The organism is Mesorhizobium sp. M7A.F.Ca.MR.148.00.0.0 (assembly GCF_003997735.1).
Classification (GTDB): domain Bacteria; phylum Pseudomonadota; class Alphaproteobacteria; order Rhizobiales; family Rhizobiaceae; genus Mesorhizobium.
The window spans coordinates 808-22,698 of the sequence record NZ_RZTB01000018.1 but is presented as its reverse complement, the minus strand read 5'-3'; the positions used below and the strand labels follow the sequence as shown (position 1 = coordinate 22,698).

The following is a 21,891-nucleotide window of genomic DNA, read 5'->3' as shown; positions in this document are numbered from 1 at the left end:
CCTCAGCCGGTGAACACGACGCCCGCCCGCCCGCGTCCAACAGCGCCGCCGGCACCTGCACCGAAGCCGGCAACGCAAAGCTATCAGCCGACCAATGTCACGCCGTTGCCGGCCTACGGCTCCGCCAATGCCAACACCGCCCGGCACGCCCCGCCACCACCGCAGCCGGTGCAAGACAGCATCGACGACACGCTGATGAGGGAACTCGAAGTGTCGCTGGACCAGCCCCGTTCGGGCGGTCCGGTGGGTAAGTCGGCGGCGCCGCAGTCGCTCGACGACGAGATGACCAAGCTTCTCGGCGAACTCTCCAGTCAGAAGAGATGAGCGGCGGCCGGGTCGCTATCCCGCGAAACATCGTCGCCGGTCCGCTGCCGAACCACCTCGTCCAAGCGCCAAATATCAAGGGTTTGCGGCCTTCACGCGCCCCTGAGCGGTGGATGCCGCACCAATAGAAATGGCCGGAAAACCGGCCATTTTCAGGATCGAGTTCGTTCGGGACAGCCGGCCGTGCGCCGCCGGCCTTGACCTTCAGTCGTCGCGATAGACTTTTTCGCGGCGCTCATGCCGCTCTTGCGCTTCGATCGACAATGTCGCGATCGGACGCGCATCGAGCCGCTTCAGCGCGATCGGCTCGCCGGTCTCTTCGCAATAGCCGTAAGTGCCTTCGTCGATGCGCTGCAGGGCGGAGTCGATCTTTGCAATGAGCTTGCGCTGACGGTCACGGGCCCTGAGTTCGATGGCACGGTCGGTTTCCGAAGAGGCGCGGTCGGCCAGATCGGGGTGGTTGGCGTTTTCTTGCTGCAGGATTTCCAGTGTTTCGCGCGCTTCGCGCAATATGTCATTCTTCCAGGTGACGAGCTTTGAGCGGAAGTAGGATTTCTGCCGCTCGTTCATGAACGGCTCGTCTTCGGAGGGTACGTAATCGGCGGTAACGATGTCGTTCATTCGACTCACCCAAACTGCCCCAAATTTGGCGCCTATATATTCGTCGTCCGACGCCTGCACAAGCGCAATCGGCCGCTGTTTCACGCAATTGTTAAAGTACCCCGCCACGGGTCTTTGCAGCCGCGTACGGTCGCTTCGGTACAAACTCCGCCGAGACACTTTGGATCCGGTGGCACATGCTTTCCGAGATCGGCCGTGATCCCGGGGCGATACGCAAGCGCCTTTGCAGCAAGCAGCATTGGGTGATTCGCTGTGTTTGAAGAGCACGGGCATTGTGCGCAACGCCGTTCTCGTGGCTAATCCCGGGAGGCTTCGGCATTCGGAGGTTGGGTGAGCAGGCTTTATCTGTTGCGACATGCAAAGGCTGGCTGGGCACTGCCCGGTATGCGGGATTTCGATCGCCCGCTCGACGCGTCCGGCCGTTCCGATGCCGAAATGATGGGCGCCGCCATGCGCTCCCGCCTCTATGTTCCGGACCGCACGCTCTGCTCCAATGCCAAACGCGCCAAGGAGACGCTGGAAAACCTGGCCGGCCAGACCGACACCGGCCGGGTCCTGTTCTTCGACGCGCTCTACAGCGCGGACGCGGCCGGTTACCTCCACCTTATCCGCGACAATGGCGGATCGGGCTCATTGCTGGTCATTGGCCACAACCCGATGATGGAAGACCTCACCATGGCAGTTTCGGGCGATGGCGACGAAACCGCGCGGGCCACGCTGAACCACGGGTTTCCGACCGCGGGCCTGGCGGTCGTCCGCTTCGACGGCGATCTTGCCAGCGCCGCCCAAGGCGCCGGCTATCTCGAAGCGTTCCTGACGCCGGCCGATCTCTGAAGCCATTTCAAAGCCTGGTTGTAGAGCCTATATCGGGCGGACCGAAGTCCGAGAGAGCATATTTTGGCATCATCGCTGACCACCTTCACCGACGAGGCGAGGATTGCCCTCGACACGCTATCGGGCCGCGCCACCGGGCTTTTTTCCCCATCGCTGCGCCTCGGCGTGACCGGATTGTCCCGCGCCGGCAAAACGGTGTTCATATCGGCCCTAGTCCACAATTTGATCCATGGCGGCCGCCTGCCGCTGTTCGAGGCGCAGAAATCTGGGCGCATCGCCCGCGCCTTCCTCGAGCAGCAGCCCGACGACGCGGTGCCGCGTTTCCAGTATGAGGACCACATCGCCGCCCTGGTCAACGATCGTGCCTGGCCCGATTCGACGCGCGCCATTTCGGAACTGCGGCTGACCATCGAATATGAATCGGCTTCCGGCTGGAGCCGCATGTTTTCTTCAGGCAGACTGTCGGTCGATATCGTCGATTATCCCGGCGAATGGCTGCTCGATCTACCCCTGCTCGGCAAATCCTTCGCCGATTTTTCGCACGAAGCCTTTGAAATGGCCGTTCTGCCGGTGCGCGAGGACCTTTCGCAGAGCTGGCGGGCGTTGTCGGCCGGGATCGATCCGAACGCCGATGCCGACGAGATGACGGCGCGCCGGCTGGCCGAAAGCTTCGCCACCTATCTGAAGGCCTGCAAGCTCGACGAGCGGGCGCTTTCGACCTTGCCGCCCGGCCGCTTCCTGATGCCGGGCGATCTCGAAGGCTCGCCGGCCCTGACCTTCGCGCCCCTGGCCGGGATCGGCGACAAGCGTCCGCGCCCGGGATCGCTGCACGCCATGATGGACAGGCGCTATGAGGCCTACAAGACGCATGTCGTCAAACCCTTCTTCCGCGAACACATCACCCGCCTCGATCGCCAGATCGTGCTGATCGACGCCATGCAGGCGCTGAACGCCGGCCCCGGCGCCATGGCCGATCTGGAACGCGCGGTAACCGAGATCCTCAGCTGTTTCCGACCTGGCCGGGGCAGCTTCCTCACCGACCTGTTTTCGCGGCGCATCGACCGCATCCTGGTTGCCGCGACCAAGGCCGACCATCTGCACCACGAAAGCCATGACCGGCTGCAGGCGATCGTGCGGCGGCTTGCCGACCGCGCCGTGGCACGGGCGAATTTCACCGGCGCCGATGTCGACGTGGTCGCCATGGCGGCGGTGCGCGCGACGCGCGAAGGCACCGTCAAGCAAGGCCGGGAGACGCTTCCCGTCATCATCGGCACGCCGATCGCCGGTGAGAAGATCAATAGCGAAACCTTTGATGGAAAGACGGAAACAGCCATATTTCCCGGTGACTTACCCGAGAATATTGACGCTGTGTTCGATGTTTCGGGAGCCGATCACAGGCAGGACTCCGCGGACCCGGCAATCCGCTTCGTCCGTTTCCGTCCGCCAAAGCTTGAACGCACGGCCGAAGGCGTCACGCTGTCGCTGCCGCATATCAGGCTCGACCGTGCCTTGCAGTTCCTGATCGGAGATCATCTGGCATGACCCCGCCCCGCAAGCCGGCGGCATTCCGCATCGAGCCGGAAGCCACATCGAGACAGGAAGCGCCGGAGACGCGCCGCGCCCAGCCCGGTACCCATGCCCAAGCCGAAACCCAGCGCAAGCCCCGGCCGATGAAGGCCGATGTCGCGCTGGTCATTCCGGCGGAGGTCGACGTCTTTGACGAACCCGACATCATTGCCGCTGAACCGCCGCCGGCGATCGCCCCCAGGAAACGCTCGCTGCTCGGCAGCATCTTCTTCGGCGCCTTCGGCGTGCTGGTTTCGCTGGCTGTCGGCCTGTGGACGGATCAGCTCATACGCGACCTCTTTGCGCGCGCCGAATGGCTGGGCTGGCTGGCGGCGGCCATGGCCGCCGTTGCCGTGCTGGCGCTTGTGGTGATCCTGATTCGCGAATTCCTGGCGATCGCCCGCCTGGCCGAGGTCGAAAAGCTGCAGAAGCGGGCGCTCGATGCGATCGCCCGCGACGATCCCAAGGCTGCACGATCGGTCGTCGACGAATTGTCGGCCTTTGTCGCGGCCAAACCCGAGACCGCGGCCGGCCGGCGCGCGTTGGCCGAACTGCGCGGCGAGATCATCGACGGCGGCAATCTCGTGCGCCTGGCCGAGGCTGAAATTCTCGGCCCTCTCGATGCCAGGGCAAAGGTGATGATTCTCGAAGCCGCCAAACGCGTCTCGCTGGTGACGGCGGTCAGTCCACGCGCACTGGTCGATGTTGCCTATGTCGTATTCGAGGCCGGGCGGCTTATTCGCCGCCTGTCGGAACTCTATGGCGGACGGCCAGGAACGCTGGGTTTCTTCCGCCTGGCGCGCAGCGTGCTGGCGCATCTGGCGGTTACTGGCTCGATCGCGATCGGCGACAGTTTCGTCCAGCAGATCGTCGGCCACGGCCTGGCCGCGCGCCTTTCGGCCAAGCTTGGCGAGGGCGTCGTCAACGGCATGATGACGGCGCGCATCGGCATCGCCGCGATGGAGACGGCGCGACCCCTGCCCTTCAGCGCCGCCAAGCGTCCCGGACTTGGCGATTTCCTCTCGGCGCTGACATCGTTCGCAACCAGGAAAGACGGTGAAACGACCCCCTCCGGCAGGTGAGCCGGGCTGGAGTGTCCGGCATTCGGAATCGTTACCGGACTGCTCAGCGGCGGCCCTGCGGTGACGAAGCATTAACCAATCTTGTTCATGGTCAGACGGGTTCCAAACAGCCTCTTTGTTGCCGGGTGTCGTCGATGAAAAGCGTAATACTATCCAGCGTCCTGCCCCTGGCAGCGGTGATCACGGCAGTCGTCGGCATTGCAGGAGCGGCCTCTGCGGCGGAGCCGGACAAGCAGTTCTTCCAGTCTGCTGAAGGCAAATGGATCGGTCCCGGCGAAATCGTCGCCGGCAAGTACAAAGGCACCAAGTTCAACTGCAGCTTCACCGGCTCGACGCCCGACGGCAAGGTCGGCATGTCGCTCGACGGCGGCTGCCGGGTCGGCATGTTCACCCAGCAGATGTCGGCCAAGATCGAGCGCAAGGGCCGCGAGGGCTACAAGGGCAGCTTTATGGGTGGCGCGACCGGTTCCGGCCTCGACATCATCGGCGGCAACGTCGTCGATCCCCGCAAAGTGGTCTTCACCATCAACCGCAACCAGTTGCGCGGTGTCATGCAGGCTCGCATCCCTGACGACAATTCGATGACAGTGACTATTGCCGTGCGCGTCGACGACCAATTGGTGCCGGTGATCGGCATGAGCCTGAAGCGCGTCGACGCAGTCGAAGTCGGCTCCATCGCGCCGAACTGAAATCGCACCGAACTGAAAAATCCGAAGAAAAAGGCGGCGACCCAACGGTCACCGCCCTCTCCCTTGACCCATCGAATCAGGCGCTTAGGCCTTGATCTCAAATCAGGGCGTTAGCCTTTGATTGTCGCCGTCAGTTCGTCATAGGCCTTGCAGGCGTCGGCCAATGTCGTAGCGCCCTGATACTTGGTTGTCACCGCCTGGACCTTGGCCGTCAGATCAGCCGCTTTGGACGGATCCTTGGTAATCGCTTCCTGCAGCGCGGTAGCCATGTCCTGCGCCTTCTTGGTCGCGATTTCCGCCGTGCACTCGGGCGCCTTCGAGCAAGCCGAACCGGCAAGCACCGCCAGGCCGACGGCAACAAACAAAAACTTCTTCATGTCAGTCATCTCCTCAAAAAGGGCGCGACTTGATCGTCGATCACCCTCCAATGGCCGAAGCCGAGCGTCCTTAGCCTTCGATTGCGGCAAGATGCAACGTGTTCCCGGCCTCAACTTGTGTATCGCGCCTGCAACATCGGCGTCGGCCCGGATTCAGGCTACTTTATCAGCGGCAGCAAAGTTCAGCTGCGTGGCTGCAGCAGCGCCAAGACGGCGGTCGATGCGGCAAGGCCAGCAGTCAGAGTCAAAGGCCCGGTTGCGCCATAGGTGTCCACGACATAGCCGCCGACAACCGCGCCGATGGTGATGGCAATTTGGAAAGAGGTGACCATCAGGCTGCCCGCTGCCTCCAGCGCATCAGGCGCCGCGCGCGACATATTGGTCGGCAGCACCACCGGCGCCATGCCAAAGGCGAAACCCCACAGCGTAACGAAGCCGAAGGCAACGCCGATATGCGAGCCCCAAAGCACCAAAGTAAGTGCCGCAACCGCCATCAACCCTGCGGTGACTGCGAGGGCCATGTGGATGTTGGTGTCGGCCATGCGGCCGCCGGCAACATTACCGATCACGGCAGCGATGCCAAACCCGAGCAGAGCCAGGGCAATCGGTCCGGTTGTAAGGAGTGTCACCTGTTCGAGGAAGGGACGCACATAGACCGAGCCGGCAAAATGCCCCGTCATCAGCAAAACAATAGCCAGCATGCCGAGTTGGATGCCGCGCCGCCGGGTCAGCCGAAATACATCTGCAAGGCTGTTGCTTGCCGTTGCAGGCAAGGTCGGCAGGCTGAGAAACTGCAGCAGCATGGCAAGCGCGGCCAGCCCCGCCGTCATGGCCATGGCACTGCGCCACCCTATCCAGTCACTGATCAACGCGCCCATAGACGGTGCGGCAATGGTGGCAAGCGAGACGCCGAGGGTGACGATCGCCCATGCCCCGACCTGTCGCATTGGCGCCAACCAGCCTCGCCACGACGGCGACCGAAAGTGCCCAGAAAGCGCTGAGAGCGATGCCCAGCCCGGCCCGGCCCAACAGCAACAGCCAGAAATCGGTCGCCAGGGCCGCCAGGATATTGGAACCGACCGCAAGAGCGCTGAGACCAACCAGCACCGCCTTGCGGTTCAGGCGGCCGATGAGAACATTGCTCAACATGGCCGTCACGGCGCCGACGGAAGCGGTGGCCGTGACGACCTGGCCGGCCGTCCCCTCGCTGATGCCGAGATCGCGTGCCATTGGCGTCAGCAGACCTGCGGGCAGGAATTCGGCCGACACCAGGGCAAAGCTGGTGGCCGCCAATGAAATGACCGCGAACCAGGTGGCTGCGCTCCACGCGGCTGGTGCATCGGCATCAAGGCCAATCGCGGCGTCTTCAAGCTGTAATGTTGTGTCAGTCACGGAAAGATCTCCAAAGTTTGGAGGTCTTAAATAGGCGAGTCCACTCGGATGATATGTATCTTAGAATCCGAAATTCATATCCATTCGTCCGGGAATTGTGCGGCGCACAACGCCCGGCGAGACATTGGTGATGCGCTTGAACGCGCGCGCGAAGGATGCCTCGGAATCATAGCCCAAACGGGTAGCGACTTCGGCAACCGACAAGCCGTTTTGGCCCAGCAATTCGCGGGCAAGCTGCATGCGCAGGCGGGCGAGATAGTGTGCGGCACCCTCCCCCAATACCGCACTGAAACGCTCGGCGAAAATCGAACGCGATTGGCCTGCCACGCCGGCCAGGCTTCCCAGCGTCCAGTTGTGGCCGGGGTCGCGGTGCATGGCCGCCAAAGCGCGGCCTATATGGGGGTCGCGGATGGCTGCGAGCCAACCGGTGGTCGAGGCTCCGTTGCAATTGACCCAGCAGCGTATGAGCCGGGCCGTCAGCAAGTCGGCCATACGCGACAGAATCGTGGCGCTGCCCATCTGCGGTTGCGAGGCCTCCACCGTCATGGCCGCCAGCAAAGGACCGACGACCGGGTCATTGCCGGCCACGTCGCAACCCTTGATGACGGGCGGCATCAACGTTATCAATGGGTTGAGCGCATAGGAGTCCAAGGCCATGGAGCCGCAGAAAAGGGTGCTCGTGGCGCCCGTTCCTTGCCGTACCACTTCGCAGACGTTGCCCCCCAACTTGATCACCTGGCAACCTTCGAGCGAGTCCCCTGCAACGTCCGGCGCGCTCGCCAGCCGATGGGCAATGCCTTGCGGCAGCAGCACCAGATCGCCATCGCGCAACTCCTGCCAGCCTTGCGATTCAGTATGAATCCAGCACGGGCCCTGGCCGACAAAGTGAAACCGAAGCAGCTGTTGTTGCGGAAAGTCTATGCTCCATGGGTGCCGGAGCTCGCAGCGGCCGTAGTTGACACCACTCAAGCGAAAGTCTTGTAAAACTTCGCTGAGCGCATCCATCGGGATATGTGGCGTCGAAGACGGTCGGGACGAATAGTCAAGCATGTGCCTGATATAGATGCCGAACGTCCGGCAGGCAAGCGGGGACCGTTGTTCCACCAGGTGAATCGTTGCAGCGGCACCCCTACCCTTCCCGGCAGATTTCTCGCCTTGCCTCCCACTCCAACTGCATGCAAGGAGTTCTGCTACACACAGGGACAAGAGGCATGGCGGCGGAAGCATCGGGCAGTGATCTGATTCAGGTGGTGGCACTGCTTGCTGCCGGCGTCGTTGCCGTTCCGATCTTCAAGCGCATCGGCCTTGGCTCGATCCTCGGCTATTTGGCCGCCGGCGTGGTGATCGGTCCGTTCGGCCTCGGCGTCTTTTCCGAATCGGAAGCCATTCTTCATGTCGCCGAGCTCGGTGTGGTGATGTTCCTGTTCATCATCGGGCTGGAAATGCAGCCGTCGCGGCTGTGGGGCCTGCGCCGTGAGATCTTCGGCCTCGGTGCGCTGCAGGTCGGCGTCTGCGCGCTTCTGCTGACCGGTGTCGGCATGGCTGGAGGGTTTCCGATCGCGCAATCCTTCGTCGCCGGCGCCGGCTTCGTGCTGACCTCGACGGCGATCGTCATGCAACTCCTGGAGGAACGCGGTGAAATCGCCGCACCGAAAGGCCAGCGCATCGTATCGGTCCTGCTGCTCGAGGATCTTGCCATCGTGCCGCTGCTGGCCCTGATCGCGTTCCTGGCGCCCGGCGGTACCGACACCAGCCTGATGGAGCGGCTGACCGAAATCGGCATCGGCCTTGCCGCGATCATCGGCCTGGTGGTGGCCGGCCGCTATCTGCTCAACCCGTTCTTCCGCATCCTGGCGGATGCCCGTGCCCGCGAGGTGATGACGGCGGCGGCACTTCTGGTCGTCCTTGGCTCCGCCCTCGCCATGCAGCTCAGCGGCCTGTCGATGGCGATGGGTGCCTTCCTGGCCGGCGTGCTTTTGTCCGAATCGACCTTCCGTCACCAACTCGAAGCCGACATCGAACCCTTCCGCGGCATCCTGCTTGGCCTGTTCTTTCTCGCGGTAGGCATGTCGCTCGACCTGCATGTGGTCGCCGCGAACTGGCGGCTGATCGCCATCTATGTCGTTGCCTACATGGTGATGAAGGCATTCGGTATCTACATCGTCGCCCGCATCCTGAAATCAGGCCACCGCGAAGCCCTGGAGCGCGCGGTCTTCATGGCACAAGGCGGCGAATTCGCCTTTGTCCTTTACTCGGCGGCCGCGGCGGTCGGCATCATCGATGGCCAGGCCAACGCGACGCTGACGGCGATCGTCATCATCTCCATGGTGCTGACGCCGCTGGCCATCATCGCCTTGCGCTATCTGACGCCGCGTGACGAGCAGTCGCTCGACGGGGTCGATGTCGCCGATGGCCTGACCGGCAGCGTGCTGGTCATTGGTTTCGGCCGCTTCGGCCAGATCGCGAGCCAGCCGCTGCTGCTGCGCGGCATCGACGTCTCGATCATCGACAATGACGTCGAAATGATCCAGGCGGCGGCCGATTTCGGCTTCAAGGTCTATTATGGCGACGGCACGCGACTGGACATCCTGCATGCCGCCGGCGCCGGCCGTGCGCGTGCCGTGCTGATCTGCGTCGACAAGGCCGATGTGGCTGTTCGCATCGCGGAGCTCATCAAGGCTGAGTTTCCTTTGCTCACCGTGCTGGCCCGCGCTTTCGATCGTGGTACCGCGCTGCAGCTCATTCGCGCCGGCGTCGACTACCAGCTGCGCGAAACCTTCGAATCCGCACTTGTTTTCGGCGGCTCGGCCCTGGAATCGCTGGGCGTCGATCCCGAAGACGTGGCTGAAACGATCGAAGACGTCAGGCGCCGCGACACCGATCGCTTCGAAACCCAGCTTGCCGAAGGCATTCGCGCCGGACAGCGCTTCCTGAGAGGCAATATCGGTACGCCGATTCCGACACCGCTCTCCACGCCGCGCCGGCCTGGTCAGGCACTCAATGAAGAAACCGCGGGTGTGCTGCACAAGTCCGAACCCGCCGATTGAGCAAGGAATTAGGCATGGAATTGGACAGCAGGGCCCTGTCGGTCACCAAATTCTGGCGCGATGCCGGCGAGGATGCCTGGTTCGAGAAGAACGAGGCATTCGATGCCGAGTTCCTCGACCGCTTTCTCGGCCTGCACTACGCCGCCGCGCGGCGTGAATGCGACGACTGGCTGGAACATGCCGAAGGCGCGCTGGCGCTGATGATCCTGCTCGACCAGTTTCCGCGGAACTGTTTTCGCGGCACCGGCCATATGTACGCGACCGATCCGCTGGCCAGATATTTCGCGGAGAGGGCGATCGCGGCTGGTCATGACCTGGCACTCGAGGAAGAACTCCGCGTTTTCCTCTACCTGCCTTACGAGCATTCGGAACTGCTGGCCGACCAGGACATTTCGGTCGAACTGACGCAGGCCAGGGCCGAGCCATACCTGAAGTACGCTGTCGAACACCGCGATATCATTCAGAATTTCGGCCGTTTTCCGCACCGAAACAAGATGCTTGGCCGCGAAACCACCCCGCAGGAGCAGACGTTCCTGGATGGCGGCGGCTTCTCCGGTTAAAGACCCCGCTCCAAGGTGTGTTGAGATTCAGGTCAGGCCGAGACGAAAACGGTGGGTTCCGAGAACCGGAGCGGAGCGTATATTTGGGTACGTGAGCACCGGAAGCGCAGGAACTCGCCGTTTGCAGGCCGGCATCACCTGAATATCAACGCACCTAGGCCAACCACCAATCCCGGCCGGAGGACAATCGCTCGATGCCTGAAGTATCGACGGCGACCAGGCGGTCGGTGATGCTGCGACCGCTGACAACCAGGCCGGGCGCGATCTCGGCCAGCGGCGCCAGCACGAAGGCGCGCTCCAGCATGCGCGGATGCGGCACCTCCAGTCCGGTCTCGTGGATGACGCGGTCGCCGAACACCAGAATGTCGATATCGATCAGCCGCGGCCCCCAGCGCTCCTCCCGGACACGCTTCAGCTTGCGCTCCGCATCGAGGCAGAGGTCGAGCAAGGCACGCGGTGCAAGCACGGTGGAAATTTCGGCGGCCGCATTGAGAAAATCCGGCTGATCGAGCTTGCCCCATGGCGGCGTGCGATAAAGCGAGGAGACGCCGGTGACGCGCGTATCCGCGTCGGCATCCAGCATGCGCAGCGCCGCGCCCATGGATTTCGCCGGATCGCCAAGATTGCCGCCAAGGCTGAGATAAACGGTACTATTCGGGCCAGACAACGGTCACCTCGACATAATCGAGCACGCCGGGCACCGGTGCGTTCGGCTTGCGCACCGTGATCTCGGCTTTCTTAATCTGCGGAAAACGCGCCGTCAGCGCACGGGCCACTTCGAGCGCCAGCGACTCGATCAGAAAACGGCGCTGCCCGGTGATGATCTTCTCAATGACGGTGAATGCAATGCCGTAGTGGACTGTATCCTCGATCGAATCCTCGGCAAGTGCGCGGCCTGGATCGACGGTGAGAACAGCATCGACATAGAAGCGCTGGCCGAGCCTTTCCTCCTCGTCCAGCACGCCGTGCCGGGCAAAGAAAGCGCAGTTCTTCATGCGGATGACATACATCGCTCAGTTTCTCGCCTGGTCCGTCCGACGCGCCAGCATCGCATCCGCGAGCGCCAAAGCGTCCACGTTGAATGCGACATCGTGGACGCGAAACAGATCGGCGCCCTGGAGCCTCAATATAACGCTGGTCGCCGCTGTTCCGACCCCTCTGTCGGCGGCATCACGGCCGGTGGCCGTGCCGATGAAGCGTTTTCGCGACGTACCGGCCATCAGCGGCAGGCCGAGGGCATGCAATTCCGAAAAGCGTGCCATCAGGTCGAGATTTTCCTCCGCCGTCTCCTTGGCGAATCCGAAACCGGGATCGAGCACGATACGATCGTCGGCGATGCCGTTCTGGCGGGCGATTTCCAGCGACCTTCGCAGGAACGTCAGTTGATCGGCAATCACATCCGGCAGCTTCTGGCGATCCCGCCCGGTATGCATGATGACAAGCCCCGCGCCGGTGTCGGCGGCGACACGCGCAATATCGGGCTCGCGCTGCAAACCCCAGACATCGTTGACGATATGCGCGCCGGCGGCGACCGCCAGCCGCGCCGTGTCGGCACGATAGGTGTCGACCGAAATCAGCACCTCGCTCACGCCCGCCAGCGCTTCGATCACCGGCAGGATGCGCTCCTGTTCCTGGCTGGCCGATACCGCGGCAGCACCTGGGCGCGTCGATTCTCCGCCGACATCGACAACCAGTGCCCCTTCCCCGATCATGCGGCGCGCCTGGGCCAGCGCCTTTTCAGGGGCGTCGAACTGGCCGCCGTCGGAAAAGCTATCGGGCGTGACATTGAGGATGCCGACGACCACGGCCTTGCCGCCAAGGTCGAGATGGCGTCCATGCGCCAACTGCCATCGCCGGGCCGTCATTGCTCATCGACCATGGAGTTCATCAATCATGTGTGATCCCTGGCGGATCAATTTCATTGCGCCGGCAACGGCCGTAAAGCAAGGTGGTCGAAGAGGCAACATGATGAAGCGAGCCATGCTTGGCATGAAAAGACGGTCCCTGGGCGTGAAACGATCCTTGGCTTGCGCGCTGCTGCTCGCCATGACCCCGCTTCCGGCGGCGGCCGCCAATCTCGTCAAGACGTACAGCTATTTCGCCATCGGCGGCAGCACGCTCGACGACATCGAGGCACAACTCTCCAAACGCGGGCCGGAGGTGAAAAGCACCGGCAACCGGCACCCGGGCGCCACGCAAATGGCCTTCACCACCCGTGTCAGCTATGCGCAGACGCCGAGTTCCTGCCGGATCGCCGACGCAGTGGTGACCGTCAAGGTGAAGGTGATCCTTCCCGAGTGGCGCCGCCCGCGCAAGGCCGACGCCGATGTCAGGCTGTTCTGGGATACGCTGTCCGCCGACATCAAGCGCCATGAGGAGCGCCATGTCGAAATCGCCAAGAACCATGGCGGCGAACTCGAAGAGGCCTTGAAGGCCACCTACCCGCAAAAGAACTGCGACGCCGCCAAGGCCAAGGCGGCAGCCATCACCGCGGCTGTTCTGGCCAGGCACGACCGCGCCCAGCTTCAGTTCGACCGCGTCGAAAGCGTCAATTTCGAAAGCCGCATCTTGCGGCTGCTGCGCTACCGCATGGAGCGCATCGGCAACGGCCGACTGCCGCCGGCCTGAACGCACCCGAACTGAAAGCCAAATTCGCTGGAGGTAGTGCCAGATTCGAAAAACTTTCGAGCCCCTGTCGAAACCGGCCTATCTGGGACGACATATATCAGGCGCGCCAGACGCGAGCTTAAAACACCAATGCGATCCAAACGGTCAAGAAACCGGAACGGCTAAACAGGGCCGGTCAAATCGCAAGCTTATGGATGAACGATCATGGACCAGGCTGTCGATAACAAAACGATGGCGGAAACCGGCACGCCGATAACAGAGAGCGAAAAGAACGCCATTATCGGCGGCGTGCTGTTGTCGATGCTGTTGGCGGCACTCGATCAGACCATTGTCGCACCGGCCATGCCGACCATTGGGCATGCGCTCGGAAACGCACACTATCTGCCATGGATCGTCACCGGTTATCTCCTGACCGCTACCGCCGTGGCCCCGCTCTACGGCAAGATTTCCGACGTCTACGGCCGCCGGCCGACTGTCTATGCCGCGATCCTGATCTTTTTGGCGGGATCGCTGGTCAGTGCGATGGCTCCCAACATGTTTGTGCTGGTTGTCGGGCGGGCGATCCAGGGCGCCGGCGGCGGCGGCTTGTTCGCGTTGACGCAGACCGTCGTCGGCGATCTCGTTCCGCCGCGCGAGCGGGCACGCTATGCCGCCTGGTTCTCCGGAACATGGGCTGTCGCCAGCGTTGCCGGTCCGTTGCTCGGCGGCACTTTCGCAGAGCACCTGCACTGGTCCCTGATCTTCTGGATCAACATTCCGCTTGGTGTTCTTGCGATGGCGATTATCAACAAGCCGCTCAAGAAGCTGCCAGTTGCCGCAAAGCGCCATCGCATCGACGGCCTGGGCGCGTTGCTTCTGATCGTTGCCACGGCGCTGCTGCTGCTCGCATTGAACTGGGGCGGCAGCGCCTATCCCTGGATTTCGCTTGAAGTCATCGGCGTTCTCTGCGGTTCGGCGATTTTCTGGGGCGCTTTTGCCTTACGGCTTATGCGAGCCGCCGAGCCGCTCATCTCGCTCGAAGTGCTTGGCAATCCAATCGTCCTAGCGGGCACGCTTTCGATGTTCCTGCTTCAGGCCGCAAGCGTCGGCATGGCTGTGTACCTGCCCGTCTATCTTCAGGCGGTGCTCGGCCTGTCGGCAGCAGAGTCGGGCATCGCGATGCTTGGGCTTCTGCTGGGGACCGTCGGCGGCGCGGCATTCAGCGGGCGCATGATACCGCATTTCACCCACTACAAGCGCATCGCGATGGTGGGCGTCGTCTTCAGCATGCTGTGCCTCTGCCTGCTGGCCGTCGTCGCAGGATATGCAACGCTGCTGGAGGTAGAGGTCTTGACGATCTGCATCGGGTTTGGAACCGGAACGACGTTTCCGGTCACCACCGTGTCGGTCCAGAACGCCGTCGATCGCGTGCATCTTGGCATCGCGACGGGCGTGCTGACATTCCTGCGTTCGCTTGGCAGTGCGCTTGGTGTCGCGATGCTCGGCGCGGTCGCTCTGGGCTACGGCTTGCCACTTGCCGGTGAAGGCGTGCGGATCGCTGGCCATAGCGCGACGGTCGAGCCGTTCGTGATGATCTTTGCCGTCGCCGCCGCTACATTGCTGCTGGGGCTGATCACGCTGACGCTGATGCCCGAAAAGGAGCTTCGCGGTTACGCCGACAATGCGGCGCCCGTCCTCGCCGAGTAAGCTTCAGCCGGAGACGCCGAGCTTCTTCTGCAGGCTGGTCGATGAGGTCGTGTACTGGAAAACGATGCGCTCGCCGGGGCTGATGATGCGCTTGGCGGCCTGCGCCATCAGCGCCACTTCGTGGAAGCCAGACAGGATCAGCTTCAGCTTGCCCGGATACCAGTTGATGTCGCCGACCGCGAAGATACCGGGCACCGATGTCTGGAACTTCTCGGTATCGACCGGAATAAGGTTCTCGTGAAGGTTGAGACCCCACTCCGCGATCGGTCCGAGCTTCATGGTCAGGCCGAAGAACGGCAGCATGCGCGTGCAAGGCACCTCGACATCGCCGTCAGGTCCCTTGATGGTGGCCGATGACAGTTGGCCGTCGGCACCGGTCAATCCGGTCACCTGCCCGACCTGGAACTCCAGCTGCCTCATCTCCTGCATGGCATACATCTTGTTGACGCTGTCGGGGGCGGCACGGAACTCGGGCCGCCGGTGCACCAGCGTCACGCTCTTTGCCACAGGCTGCAGGTTCAGCGTCCAGTCGAGTGCCGAGTCGCCGCCGCCGATGATGACGAGGTCATGGCCGCGAAAATCCTCCATCCGGCGCACCGAATAGAAGACGCTCTTGCCTTCATAGGGCTCTATGCCGGGGATCGGCGGACGCTTGGGCTGGAAGGAGCCGCCGCCGGCGGCAATCACCACCACCTTGGCCTCGAACACCTCGTTTTCGTCGGTGGTGACGCGAAAACTGCCATCCTCCAGTTTTTCCAGGCTGGAAACCATTCGGTTGTAGCTGAAATCAGGCTTGAACGGCGCGATCTGCTCGAGCAATTTGTCGACCAGCCCCTGCGCCGAGATCGAAGGCCAGCCTGGAATGTCGTAGATCGGCTTTTCCGGATAGAGCTCCGCGCACTGGCCGCCCGGCCGATCGAGAATGTCGATCAGGTGGCACTTCATGTCGAACAGGCCGAGCTCAAACACGGCAAACAGGCCAACCGGCCCTGCCCCGACAATAAGCACGTCTGTCCTGATAATGTCGGTCATGCCTGTGCCTCGCTGCGCATGACCCCGAAAATCGGATCGATTTTCGGAAAGGATCATGCGCAAAATAAAAGTGCTACAGCGTCCTTTGCGTGTCCAAGAGGACGCGCGGCGCTGTAGTGAAACAGCAGGACACTGCATGACCATCGCTCCGCTGCCAAGCCACAGCGGGAAAAATCAGTTGGCAAAGATACCGCTTATCCCTGGCGGGCAGGCACCCGCACAATGAGACCGTCGAGCGCGTCTCGCACCTTGATCTGGCACGACAGCCGTGAGTTAGGCTGGACGTCGTAAGCGAAGTCCAGCATGTCCTCTTCCATCGCTTCCGGCTCGCCGACTTCAGCCGTCCAGGCTTCGTCGACATAGACGTGACAGGTGGCACAGGCGCAGGCGCCGCCGCATTCGGCTTCGATCCCGGGCACGGCGTTGCGGATCGCGTTCTCCATGACCGTAGAGCCGTTCTCGGCGTCCATGTCGAAATGCGTGCCGTCATGGGCGATGAAAGTCAGCTTGGTCATTTGTCACCTGAAGGGAGTTCCAGCCGAGATAATCACTCCGGCTGACAAGTCAACTGCCGCATGAAAGCGCCGCCCGATGACGTTTTTCCGCAAATCGGGTTCAGCGCGGATTCAGCGGTTGATGGCGGCGATGAAATCGCGCACTTCGTCGATCAGCATGCCAAGCCGTTTGAGCGTCTGGCCGTCTTCCGGCCGGTGCTCGATCTCAGTGGCGCAATCGGCGATGGCAAAGGCGCCGACGCCCCGTGCCGAACCCTTCAATCCATGGGCGAGCAGAAGCCGGTCCTTGATGTCGGCGTCGACTATTCTGTCGCGCACGGACAGCGCCTGCTGTACAAACAGCGCCAGCACCTCTTGCTCAAGGCTGCGGTCACCCATCGTCTGGCGGGCAAGGTGTGCCAAATCGACCGGCCGTGACCGCCTTGGTCCGGATACGTCGCCCCCGGGCATTGAGAAGGCAATGCCGCTTTCGCCACGCATGAACTCGAACTCCGTTTCTTCGATTCGCCCAAAAACCTAGGCGAATCCAATGGACAACGGGTTAATGAATGGCCGGGAAAAATGTTGCCAAAGCGGCGCCCAAATCACAGTTCCGTTAACCTTATATTTAAAGTTTTACGTATCCCGCGGAATGCATGTTTTCTTTACCCCCCTGTGTCATTACGATACGAGGGGTCCATTTTCAGCCTCCTGCGCGGGGCAAGACAAACAGAATTATAAGCCCGCGGCAGCTAGTACAGGGTAGCGAAGGCATGGCAAAGAAACCAACGACGACGAGAACTCTCGACAGCGACGTGGCCAGGGAACTGGAAAAGGCGCTCGATCTCGACCTCAGCAACGAGATCGGCAACGGCGACCTCGACATCGCGGCTTCGATGGAGGATCTGGAAGCTCAGATATCCCAGGCGGCCGACGAGTTGGCGCGCGAGGGACGCAATCATAAGCCGGAACAAAACCCGGAGCCCGTGGTCAATCAGAACCACGCCGCGAAACCCGCGCCCAAGGCAAAGCCTGCCGAATTGCGCCCCGTGGAACCGCGCAATGGCGCCCAGCCCGCTGGTTTCGCACCGGCCAATGACGATCGCCAGAAGGACTACAAGACGCTCCTGCACAGCCTCAACAGGCGTGCCTCGAACACCATTTACTGGGTCGTTGCCTTCGTTTCGCTCGCCTGGTTCGCCGGCGCCGGCGGTTTGGCCAATCTGCTTTTCGGACCGAGCATCTGGAGAATCCGTACGCTCGACCAGTTCCTTGCCCGTCCGGAGCTGATCGGCCTTGCGGTCGCGGCCATCGTGCCCGTCATCCTGTTCTGGGCCTTCGCCGCCATGATTCGCCGCGCCCAGGAAATGCGCATCGCCGCACAGTCGATGACCGAAGTGGCCTTCCGCCTGACCGAGCCGGAAAACCTTGCCCAGGATCGCGTCATGATGATCGGCCAGGCCGTTCGTCGCGAGGTCGCGGCCATGGGCGAAGGCATCGAACGCACGCTTGCCCGCGCGGTCGAGCTGGAAACGCTGGTCCACAGCGAAGTCAACCAGATCGAACGCTCCTATTCCGAGAATGAATCCCGCATCCGCTCGCTGGTCGACGGGCTCGGCAGCGAGCGCGAAGCCGTCGTCACCCATGCCGAGCGCGTCCGCGCCTCGATCACCGGCGCGCATGAGACGCTGAAGGACGAGATCGGCGCCGCCTCCGACATCATCCGCGACTCGATCCTCAATGCGTCGACCAAATTGTCGATGACGATCACCAATTCCGGCGACACGCTGATCGATCGCATCAACGAAAGCTCGATGTCGATCTTCGATTCCGTCGAAGGCCGGCTCGATTCGATCACCGACCGTCTGTCGACCTCAGGCGAAGCCTTCGCCAGCCTTCTCGACACCCGCATCGCCAAGCTGACGGACACCACTGACGGCCTGACACGGTCGTTGACCGATCTGCTCGACGATCGCACCACCGGCATGGTGTCGCTGCTCGGCGGCGCTGCACGCACCCTCAATTCCGAGTTCGAGGCCAGCCTCAACGGCATCGAGCGGACGCTCGCCGAACGCGGCCAGGCCCTGATCAGCGAGTTCCAGACCCGCGCCGAGGCGCTGGACACCGGAACGCAGAAGCTCAATGCGGCACTCGAGGCCCGCGCCCGCCAGATCAACGAAACGCTGGTCGAGCGCGCCCGCGAAATCGCGCACACCTTCGCCGAGAGCAAGGACACGCTGTCGGCGATGATCGATCAGGGCAAGACCCAGATCGGCGCCGACATGGCCGACATCGTCACCTCGACCTCCTCCATGCTCGAAGCCCGCGCCAGCGACTTCGCCGGGCGCATGGAGGCCGCCCGCCATGTCGTGTCGCGTTCGTTCGACAGCGACATCCAGCGGCTCACCGACGCCCGCGTCGGCATCGAGGAAGCCGTCGAGAACCACAGCAGGAAACTGTCCGAAAGCCGCGAGCGCATGGCCGCGGCCATGGAGGCCGACCTGGCGAAGTTCGCCGAGGGCCGCGCCGGCATCGATGCGGCGGTAACCAACCAGGTGCAGAAGCTGGCCGAAGGCCGCAGCCTGATCTCGCGCGCTCTCGAAGAGGACCTGCGCAAGGTCAATGAATCGCGGGCGGCCATCGATGCATCGCTCGGCAGCCATCTCGAAAGGCTGGAAGAAGGCCGCAACAGGCTCTCCACTGCCCTAAACGAAGACTCCGGGAAACTGGTACAAGCTCGTACGATCATTGACGAAATGGTGGCCGGGCATGTTGGAAAGCTTGCCGAGGGCCGCAACATTCTGTCACGCGCCCTGGAGGCCGACCTCGGCAAACTGTCCGACAGCCGCGCCAGCATCGACGGTCTGGTCGCCGGTCAGGTCGAGAAGATCGCCGAGGGCCGCGCCGTGCTCGCCAAGGCGTTGGAAAACGACATCGTCGGCATCAAGAGCCTCATCGAAACCCATTCCGCCAAACTGGCGGAGGACCGCACGCAGCTTTCCCATTCGCTCGACAGCGATCTGTCCGGAATACGCGGCCTGATCGAAAGCCACTCGGGACGGCTGGCCGAGGACCGCGGCCTGCTGTCCCAGACGCTTGAGGCCGACCTTGCCAAGCTGGCTGAAAGCCGTTCGAGCATCGACGGTCTGGTCGCCGGTCAGGTCGAGAAGCTGGCGGAAGGCCGCGACATTCTCAAGCGCGCGCTGGAATCCGATCTGAACACGATCAAGGGCGTCATATCGAGCCAGTCGGAAAAGCTGGCCGAGGATCGCGGTCAGCTTTCCCGGGTCCTGGAAGCCGATCTGCAGAATGTGAACAGCGTCATCGCCGATCACATGAACAAGCTCGTCCAAGACCGCTCCGCCCTGTCGAGGGCCCTTGAGGATGACCTCGCCAAGCTGGCCGACAGCCGTTCCAGCATCGACGGGCTGGTTGCCGGTCAGGTCGAGAAGCTGTCCGAGGGCCGAGATATCCTGCGGCGTGCTCTGGAATCCGACCTCAATGCGATCAAGGGCACCATTGCCGACCAGTCGCAGAAACTGGTCGATGACCGGGCACAGTTCGCCCGGGCGCTCGAGGCTGATCTCGAAAGCGTCAACGGCCTGGTCAACAGCCATTCCGAAAGGCTCGTGCAGGACCGTTCGACGCTGTCGAAAGCGCTTGAAGCCGACCTCGAAAACGTCGGCGGCCTCGTCAACAGCCACGCGGAAAGGCTCGTCCAGGAGCGCTCGACCCTGTCGAAGGCGCTCGAGGACGATCTCGCCAAGCTGGCCGAGAGCCGCTCCAGCATCGATGGCCTGGTCGCCGGCCAAGTCGAGAAGCTCGCCGAAGGCCGCGATGTTCTGAAGCGCGCGCTAGAAGCCGACCTCGCCAAGCTGGCCGAAAGCCGCTCCAGCATCGACGGTCTGGTCGCCGGCCAGGTCGAGAAACTGGCCGAAGGCCGCGACATTCTCAAACGCGCCCTCGAAGCGGACCTGCAGAAGCTGACCGAAAGCCGCAGCGACATCGACAACGTCATCGCCGGACATGTCGGCAAGCTGTCCGAAGGCCGCAATATGCTGACCCGCGCGCTGGAAGACGATCTCGGCAAGCTGGCGGAGACCCGCAAGGATGTCGACCGCTCGCTGTCGGGCCACATCGACCAGATCGCCGCCAGAAGCTCGGACATCTCTGCCGCGATTGCAGGAGATGTCGAAAAAATCGAGCAGGCGTTCAGCCGCCAGACGGGCATCATCGAGGAGCGCGCCGGCACCATGGAGCGCGCGCTCTCGACAGGCGTCGACAACGTCCGCGCCGTGCTCGAGAAGAGCGCCGTGTTTGTCGCCGGCGCCCTGCGCGAAAAGGTGCTGGAAGTCACCAGCACCCTGCACGAGCAGGCCGGTGCCGCTTTCAGCGACGCCGACCGCAAGATCGCCGAGCGCGCCGAGCAGACGTCCGCCGCCCTGCTGGCGCGGGCCGAAGACATCGCCCGCACCTTCGAGGATGCAGACCGTCGCCTCCACGCTCGCGCCGAAGACACGTCCAACGCCTTGCTTGCCCGTGCCGACAATACGTCCAGCTCGCTGCTGGCCCGCGCGCATGAAACCGCCGATCAGCTGGCCGCTCGCGCAAGCGAGATCGCCGGCACCTTCGACGCGGCGGATCAGAAGCTGGCCGCCCGTGCCCAGGAAGCCGCCGATCAGCTGACTGCCCGGGCCCAGGACACCGCGGATCATCTGGCCGCCCGTGCAAGCGAGATTGCCGGCACGTTCGATGCGGCCGACCAGAAGCTGGTTGCCCGCGCTATCGAGACCGCCCAGTCGCTGGCCGCGCGTGCCGGCGACATCCTGCGCAACTTCGAAGGCGCCGACCAGCGGCTCGGCATGCGCATCGGCGAATCGGCCGAAGCGCTTGCCGCACGCGCGTCGGACCTTGGCCGCATTTTCGATGCCGCCGACCAGCAACTCGTCTCGCGCATCGCCGAAGGTTCGGAAGCGCTGTCGAGCCGTGCCTCGGAAATCGGCCGTATCTTCGACGAGGCGGATCAGCGTCTGGTGTCGCGCATCGCCAGCAGCACCTCCACGATCGGCGAGCATGCCGAGACAATCGTCGGTGCCTTTGCCGATACCGAGCAACGGGTTGCCGAACGCGCAAGGCGGACCGGCCAGGAAATGGCCGTGCATGCCCGCGAAATCGAGCAGGCGCTTGCCGGTGCGGACGAGCGTTTCGCGTCGAGTGCCGCGGCCGCGGCAGCCCGTGTCGAAGAGCAGGTCTCAGGCGTCGAGAACCGCCTCGCCTTCACAGCCGAGACGATGGGCCAGAAGCTCAACGAACAGGTGTCGAATGCCGAGGCGCAACTCGTCTCGCGCGCCAATGTGATCGCCGAGACCTTCACCGCGGTTGGCCAGCATATCGGCCAAAGCACCAACGATGCCGCCAAGACGATCGGCGCCAACACCCGCGAACTCAACACCATGCTCGCCGCACGTTCGGCCGAAATGTCGAAGATCCTCGACGAAACCGCACGGCCCCTGGTCGAGCGCTTCGCCCAGGGCGGCTCGGACCTGCAAAAGAGCATGG

Annotated in this window: 18 protein-coding genes and 2 pseudogenes; 10 read left to right on the top strand and 10 right to left on the bottom strand. The window is 63.0% G+C overall.

Features of this window, described 5'->3' with window-relative positions; genetic code table 11:
- Nucleotides 1–324, top strand: a pseudogene (locus EOB49_RS37500) (hypothetical protein); the annotation flags it as partial.
- A gap of 204 nt (nt 325–528) precedes the next feature.
- On the opposite strand, the gene dksA reads toward EOB49_RS37500, so the two are convergent.
- Entirely contained in the window at nt 529–945 is a 417-nt protein-coding gene (gene dksA, locus EOB49_RS09555; RefSeq protein ID WP_013531862.1) for an RNA polymerase-binding protein DksA, read from the bottom strand.
- A 330-nt stretch (nt 946–1,275) separates the two neighbouring features.
- Between dksA and EOB49_RS09550 the strand changes: the two genes are divergently transcribed.
- From EOB49_RS09550 to EOB49_RS09535, 4 genes are all read left to right on the top strand, one after another.
- A complete protein-coding gene (locus EOB49_RS09550; protein ID WP_127380819.1) occupies nt 1,276–1,779 on the top strand; it encodes a histidine phosphatase family protein in 504 nt (167 codons plus the stop codon).
- Nucleotides 1,780–1,842: 63 nt separating this feature from the next.
- Complete coding sequence (locus EOB49_RS09545) at nt 1,843–3,321, top strand: YcjX family protein (RefSeq protein WP_127380818.1); 1,479 nt, start codon at nt 1,843–1,845, stop codon at nt 3,319–3,321.
- A complete protein-coding gene (locus tag EOB49_RS09540; RefSeq protein WP_127380817.1) occupies nt 3,318–4,427 on the top strand; it encodes a TIGR01620 family protein in 1,110 nt (369 codons plus the stop codon). The genes EOB49_RS09545 and EOB49_RS09540 overlap by 4 nt, the downstream gene beginning before the upstream one ends.
- A 134-nt stretch (nt 4,428–4,561) precedes the next feature.
- Nucleotides 4,562–5,116: a hypothetical protein gene (locus tag EOB49_RS09535; RefSeq protein ID WP_127322844.1), complete on the top strand. Its 555-nt coding sequence runs from the start codon at nt 4,562–4,564 to the stop codon at nt 5,114–5,116.
- Nucleotides 5,117–5,226: 110 nt separating this feature from the next.
- Here the strand turns inward: EOB49_RS09535 and EOB49_RS09530 are convergent, their stop codons facing one another.
- The 3 genes and pseudogenes from EOB49_RS09530 to EOB49_RS09520 form a co-directional block, all read right to left on the bottom strand.
- Nucleotides 5,227–5,493 carry a hypothetical protein gene (locus EOB49_RS09530; protein WP_127271315.1) on the bottom strand — a complete coding sequence of 89 codons (267 nt, stop codon included), beginning with the start codon at nt 5,491–5,493 and terminating at the stop codon, nt 5,227–5,229.
- Between the two features lie 182 nt (nt 5,494–5,675).
- A pseudogene (locus EOB49_RS09525) lies at nt 5,676–6,885 on the bottom strand (MFS transporter).
- A 60-nt stretch (nt 6,886–6,945) separates the two neighbouring features.
- Nucleotides 6,946–7,935 (bottom strand): AraC family transcriptional regulator, encoded by a 990-nt coding sequence (locus EOB49_RS09520; protein WP_206526098.1) that lies wholly within the window; start codon nt 7,933–7,935, stop codon nt 6,946–6,948.
- Nucleotides 7,936–8,096: 161 nt separating this feature from the next.
- Between EOB49_RS09520 and EOB49_RS09515 the strand changes: the two genes are divergently transcribed.
- Both EOB49_RS09515 and EOB49_RS09510 read left to right on the top strand, forming a co-directional pair.
- Entirely contained in the window at nt 8,097–9,932 is a 1,836-nt protein-coding gene (locus tag EOB49_RS09515; protein WP_127380816.1) for a monovalent cation:proton antiporter-2 (CPA2) family protein, read from the top strand.
- A gap of 14 nt (nt 9,933–9,946) precedes the next feature.
- Nucleotides 9,947–10,492: a DUF924 family protein gene (locus EOB49_RS09510; protein ID WP_127380815.1), complete on the top strand. Its 546-nt coding sequence runs from the start codon at nt 9,947–9,949 to the stop codon at nt 10,490–10,492.
- 154 nt (nt 10,493–10,646) lie between these two features.
- Here the strand turns inward: EOB49_RS09510 and folK are convergent, their stop codons facing one another.
- Genes folK through folP form a run of 3 tightly spaced genes read right to left on the bottom strand, consistent with a single transcriptional unit; the run spans nt 10,647 to nt 12,357 of the window.
- On the bottom strand, nt 10,647–11,159 hold the full coding sequence (gene folK / locus EOB49_RS09505) for a 2-amino-4-hydroxy-6-hydroxymethyldihydropteridine diphosphokinase (RefSeq protein WP_127272685.1): 513 nt from the start codon (nt 11,157–11,159) through the stop codon (nt 10,647–10,649).
- Nucleotides 11,143–11,502 carry a dihydroneopterin aldolase gene (gene folB / locus EOB49_RS09500; protein ID WP_023813034.1) on the bottom strand — a complete coding sequence of 120 codons (360 nt, stop codon included), beginning with the start codon at nt 11,500–11,502 and terminating at the stop codon, nt 11,143–11,145. The genes folK and folB overlap by 17 nt, the downstream gene beginning before the upstream one ends.
- Nucleotides 11,503–11,505: 3 nt before the next feature.
- On the bottom strand, nt 11,506–12,357 hold the full coding sequence (folP, locus tag EOB49_RS09495; protein WP_127380814.1) for a dihydropteroate synthase: 852 nt from the start codon (nt 12,355–12,357) through the stop codon (nt 11,506–11,508).
- 124 nt (nt 12,358–12,481) lie between these two features.
- On the opposite strand from folP, the gene EOB49_RS09490 reads away from it, so the two are divergent.
- Nucleotides 12,482–13,120 carry a DUF922 domain-containing protein gene (locus EOB49_RS09490; RefSeq protein ID WP_245472602.1) on the top strand — a complete coding sequence of 213 codons (639 nt, stop codon included), beginning with the start codon at nt 12,482–12,484 and terminating at the stop codon, nt 13,118–13,120.
- A 204-nt stretch (nt 13,121–13,324) separates the two neighbouring features.
- A complete protein-coding gene (locus tag EOB49_RS09485; RefSeq protein WP_127380813.1) occupies nt 13,325–14,806 on the top strand; it encodes an MDR family MFS transporter in 1,482 nt (493 codons plus the stop codon).
- A 3-nt stretch (nt 14,807–14,809) separates the two neighbouring features.
- Here the strand turns inward: EOB49_RS09485 and EOB49_RS09480 are convergent, their stop codons facing one another.
- The 3 genes from EOB49_RS09480 to EOB49_RS09470 form a co-directional block, all read right to left on the bottom strand.
- Nucleotides 14,810–15,838, bottom strand: coding sequence for an NAD(P)/FAD-dependent oxidoreductase (locus EOB49_RS09480; RefSeq protein WP_127327298.1), 1,029 nt, complete (start codon nt 15,836–15,838; stop codon nt 14,810–14,812).
- Nucleotides 15,839–16,032: 194 nt separating this feature from the next.
- The gene (locus EOB49_RS09475; RefSeq protein ID WP_056582251.1) at nt 16,033–16,353 is read right to left on the bottom strand and encodes a 2Fe-2S iron-sulfur cluster-binding protein; all 321 of its coding nucleotides are present in this window, start codon (nt 16,351–16,353) and stop codon (nt 16,033–16,035) included.
- Nucleotides 16,354–16,464: 111 nt separating this feature from the next.
- The gene (locus tag EOB49_RS09470) at nt 16,465–16,833 is read right to left on the bottom strand and encodes an Hpt domain-containing protein (protein WP_127269546.1); all 369 of its coding nucleotides are present in this window, start codon (nt 16,831–16,833) and stop codon (nt 16,465–16,467) included.
- Between the two features lie 272 nt (nt 16,834–17,105).
- Between EOB49_RS09470 and EOB49_RS09465 the strand changes: the two genes are divergently transcribed.
- The coding region (locus EOB49_RS09465; RefSeq protein ID WP_245472601.1) for a kinesin at nt 17,106–21,891 on the top strand (4,786 nt) is incomplete at its 3' end.

What these genes read in the sequence shown, in the direction of transcription:
- EOB49_RS09530 (WP_127271315.1), bottom strand. Translation starts at nt 5,493, where the DNA reads ATGAAGAAGTTTTTGTTTGTTGCCGTCGGCCTGGCGGTGCTTGCCGGT.
- folP (WP_127380814.1), bottom strand. Translation starts at nt 12,357, where the DNA reads ATGACGGCCCGGCGATGGCAGTTGGCGCATGGACGCCATCTCGACCTT.
- dksA (WP_013531862.1), bottom strand. Translation starts at nt 945, where the DNA reads ATGAACGACATCGTTACCGCCGATTACGTACCCTCCGAAGACGAGCCG.
- EOB49_RS09520 (WP_206526098.1), bottom strand. Translation starts at nt 7,935, where the DNA reads ATGCTTGACTATTCGTCCCGACCGTCTTCGACGCCACATATCCCGATG.
- EOB49_RS09540 (WP_127380817.1), top strand. Translation starts at nt 3,318, where the DNA reads ATGACCCCGCCCCGCAAGCCGGCGGCATTCCGCATCGAGCCGGAAGCC.
- EOB49_RS09510 (WP_127380815.1), top strand. Translation starts at nt 9,947, where the DNA reads ATGGAATTGGACAGCAGGGCCCTGTCGGTCACCAAATTCTGGCGCGAT.
- EOB49_RS09470 (WP_127269546.1), bottom strand. Translation starts at nt 16,833, where the DNA reads ATGCGTGGCGAAAGCGGCATTGCCTTCTCAATGCCCGGGGGCGACGTA.
- EOB49_RS09490 (WP_245472602.1), top strand. Translation starts at nt 12,482, where the DNA reads ATGAAAAGACGGTCCCTGGGCGTGAAACGATCCTTGGCTTGCGCGCTG.
- folB (WP_023813034.1), bottom strand. Translation starts at nt 11,502, where the DNA reads ATGTATGTCATCCGCATGAAGAACTGCGCTTTCTTTGCCCGGCACGGC.
- EOB49_RS09515 (WP_127380816.1), top strand. Translation starts at nt 8,097, where the DNA reads ATGGCGGCGGAAGCATCGGGCAGTGATCTGATTCAGGTGGTGGCACTG.
- EOB49_RS09480 (WP_127327298.1), bottom strand. Translation starts at nt 15,838, where the DNA reads ATGACCGACATTATCAGGACAGACGTGCTTATTGTCGGGGCAGGGCCG.
- EOB49_RS09475 (WP_056582251.1), bottom strand. Translation starts at nt 16,353, where the DNA reads ATGACCAAGCTGACTTTCATCGCCCATGACGGCACGCATTTCGACATG.
- EOB49_RS09535 (WP_127322844.1), top strand. Translation starts at nt 4,562, where the DNA reads ATGAAAAGCGTAATACTATCCAGCGTCCTGCCCCTGGCAGCGGTGATC.
- EOB49_RS09485 (WP_127380813.1), top strand. Translation starts at nt 13,325, where the DNA reads ATGGACCAGGCTGTCGATAACAAAACGATGGCGGAAACCGGCACGCCG.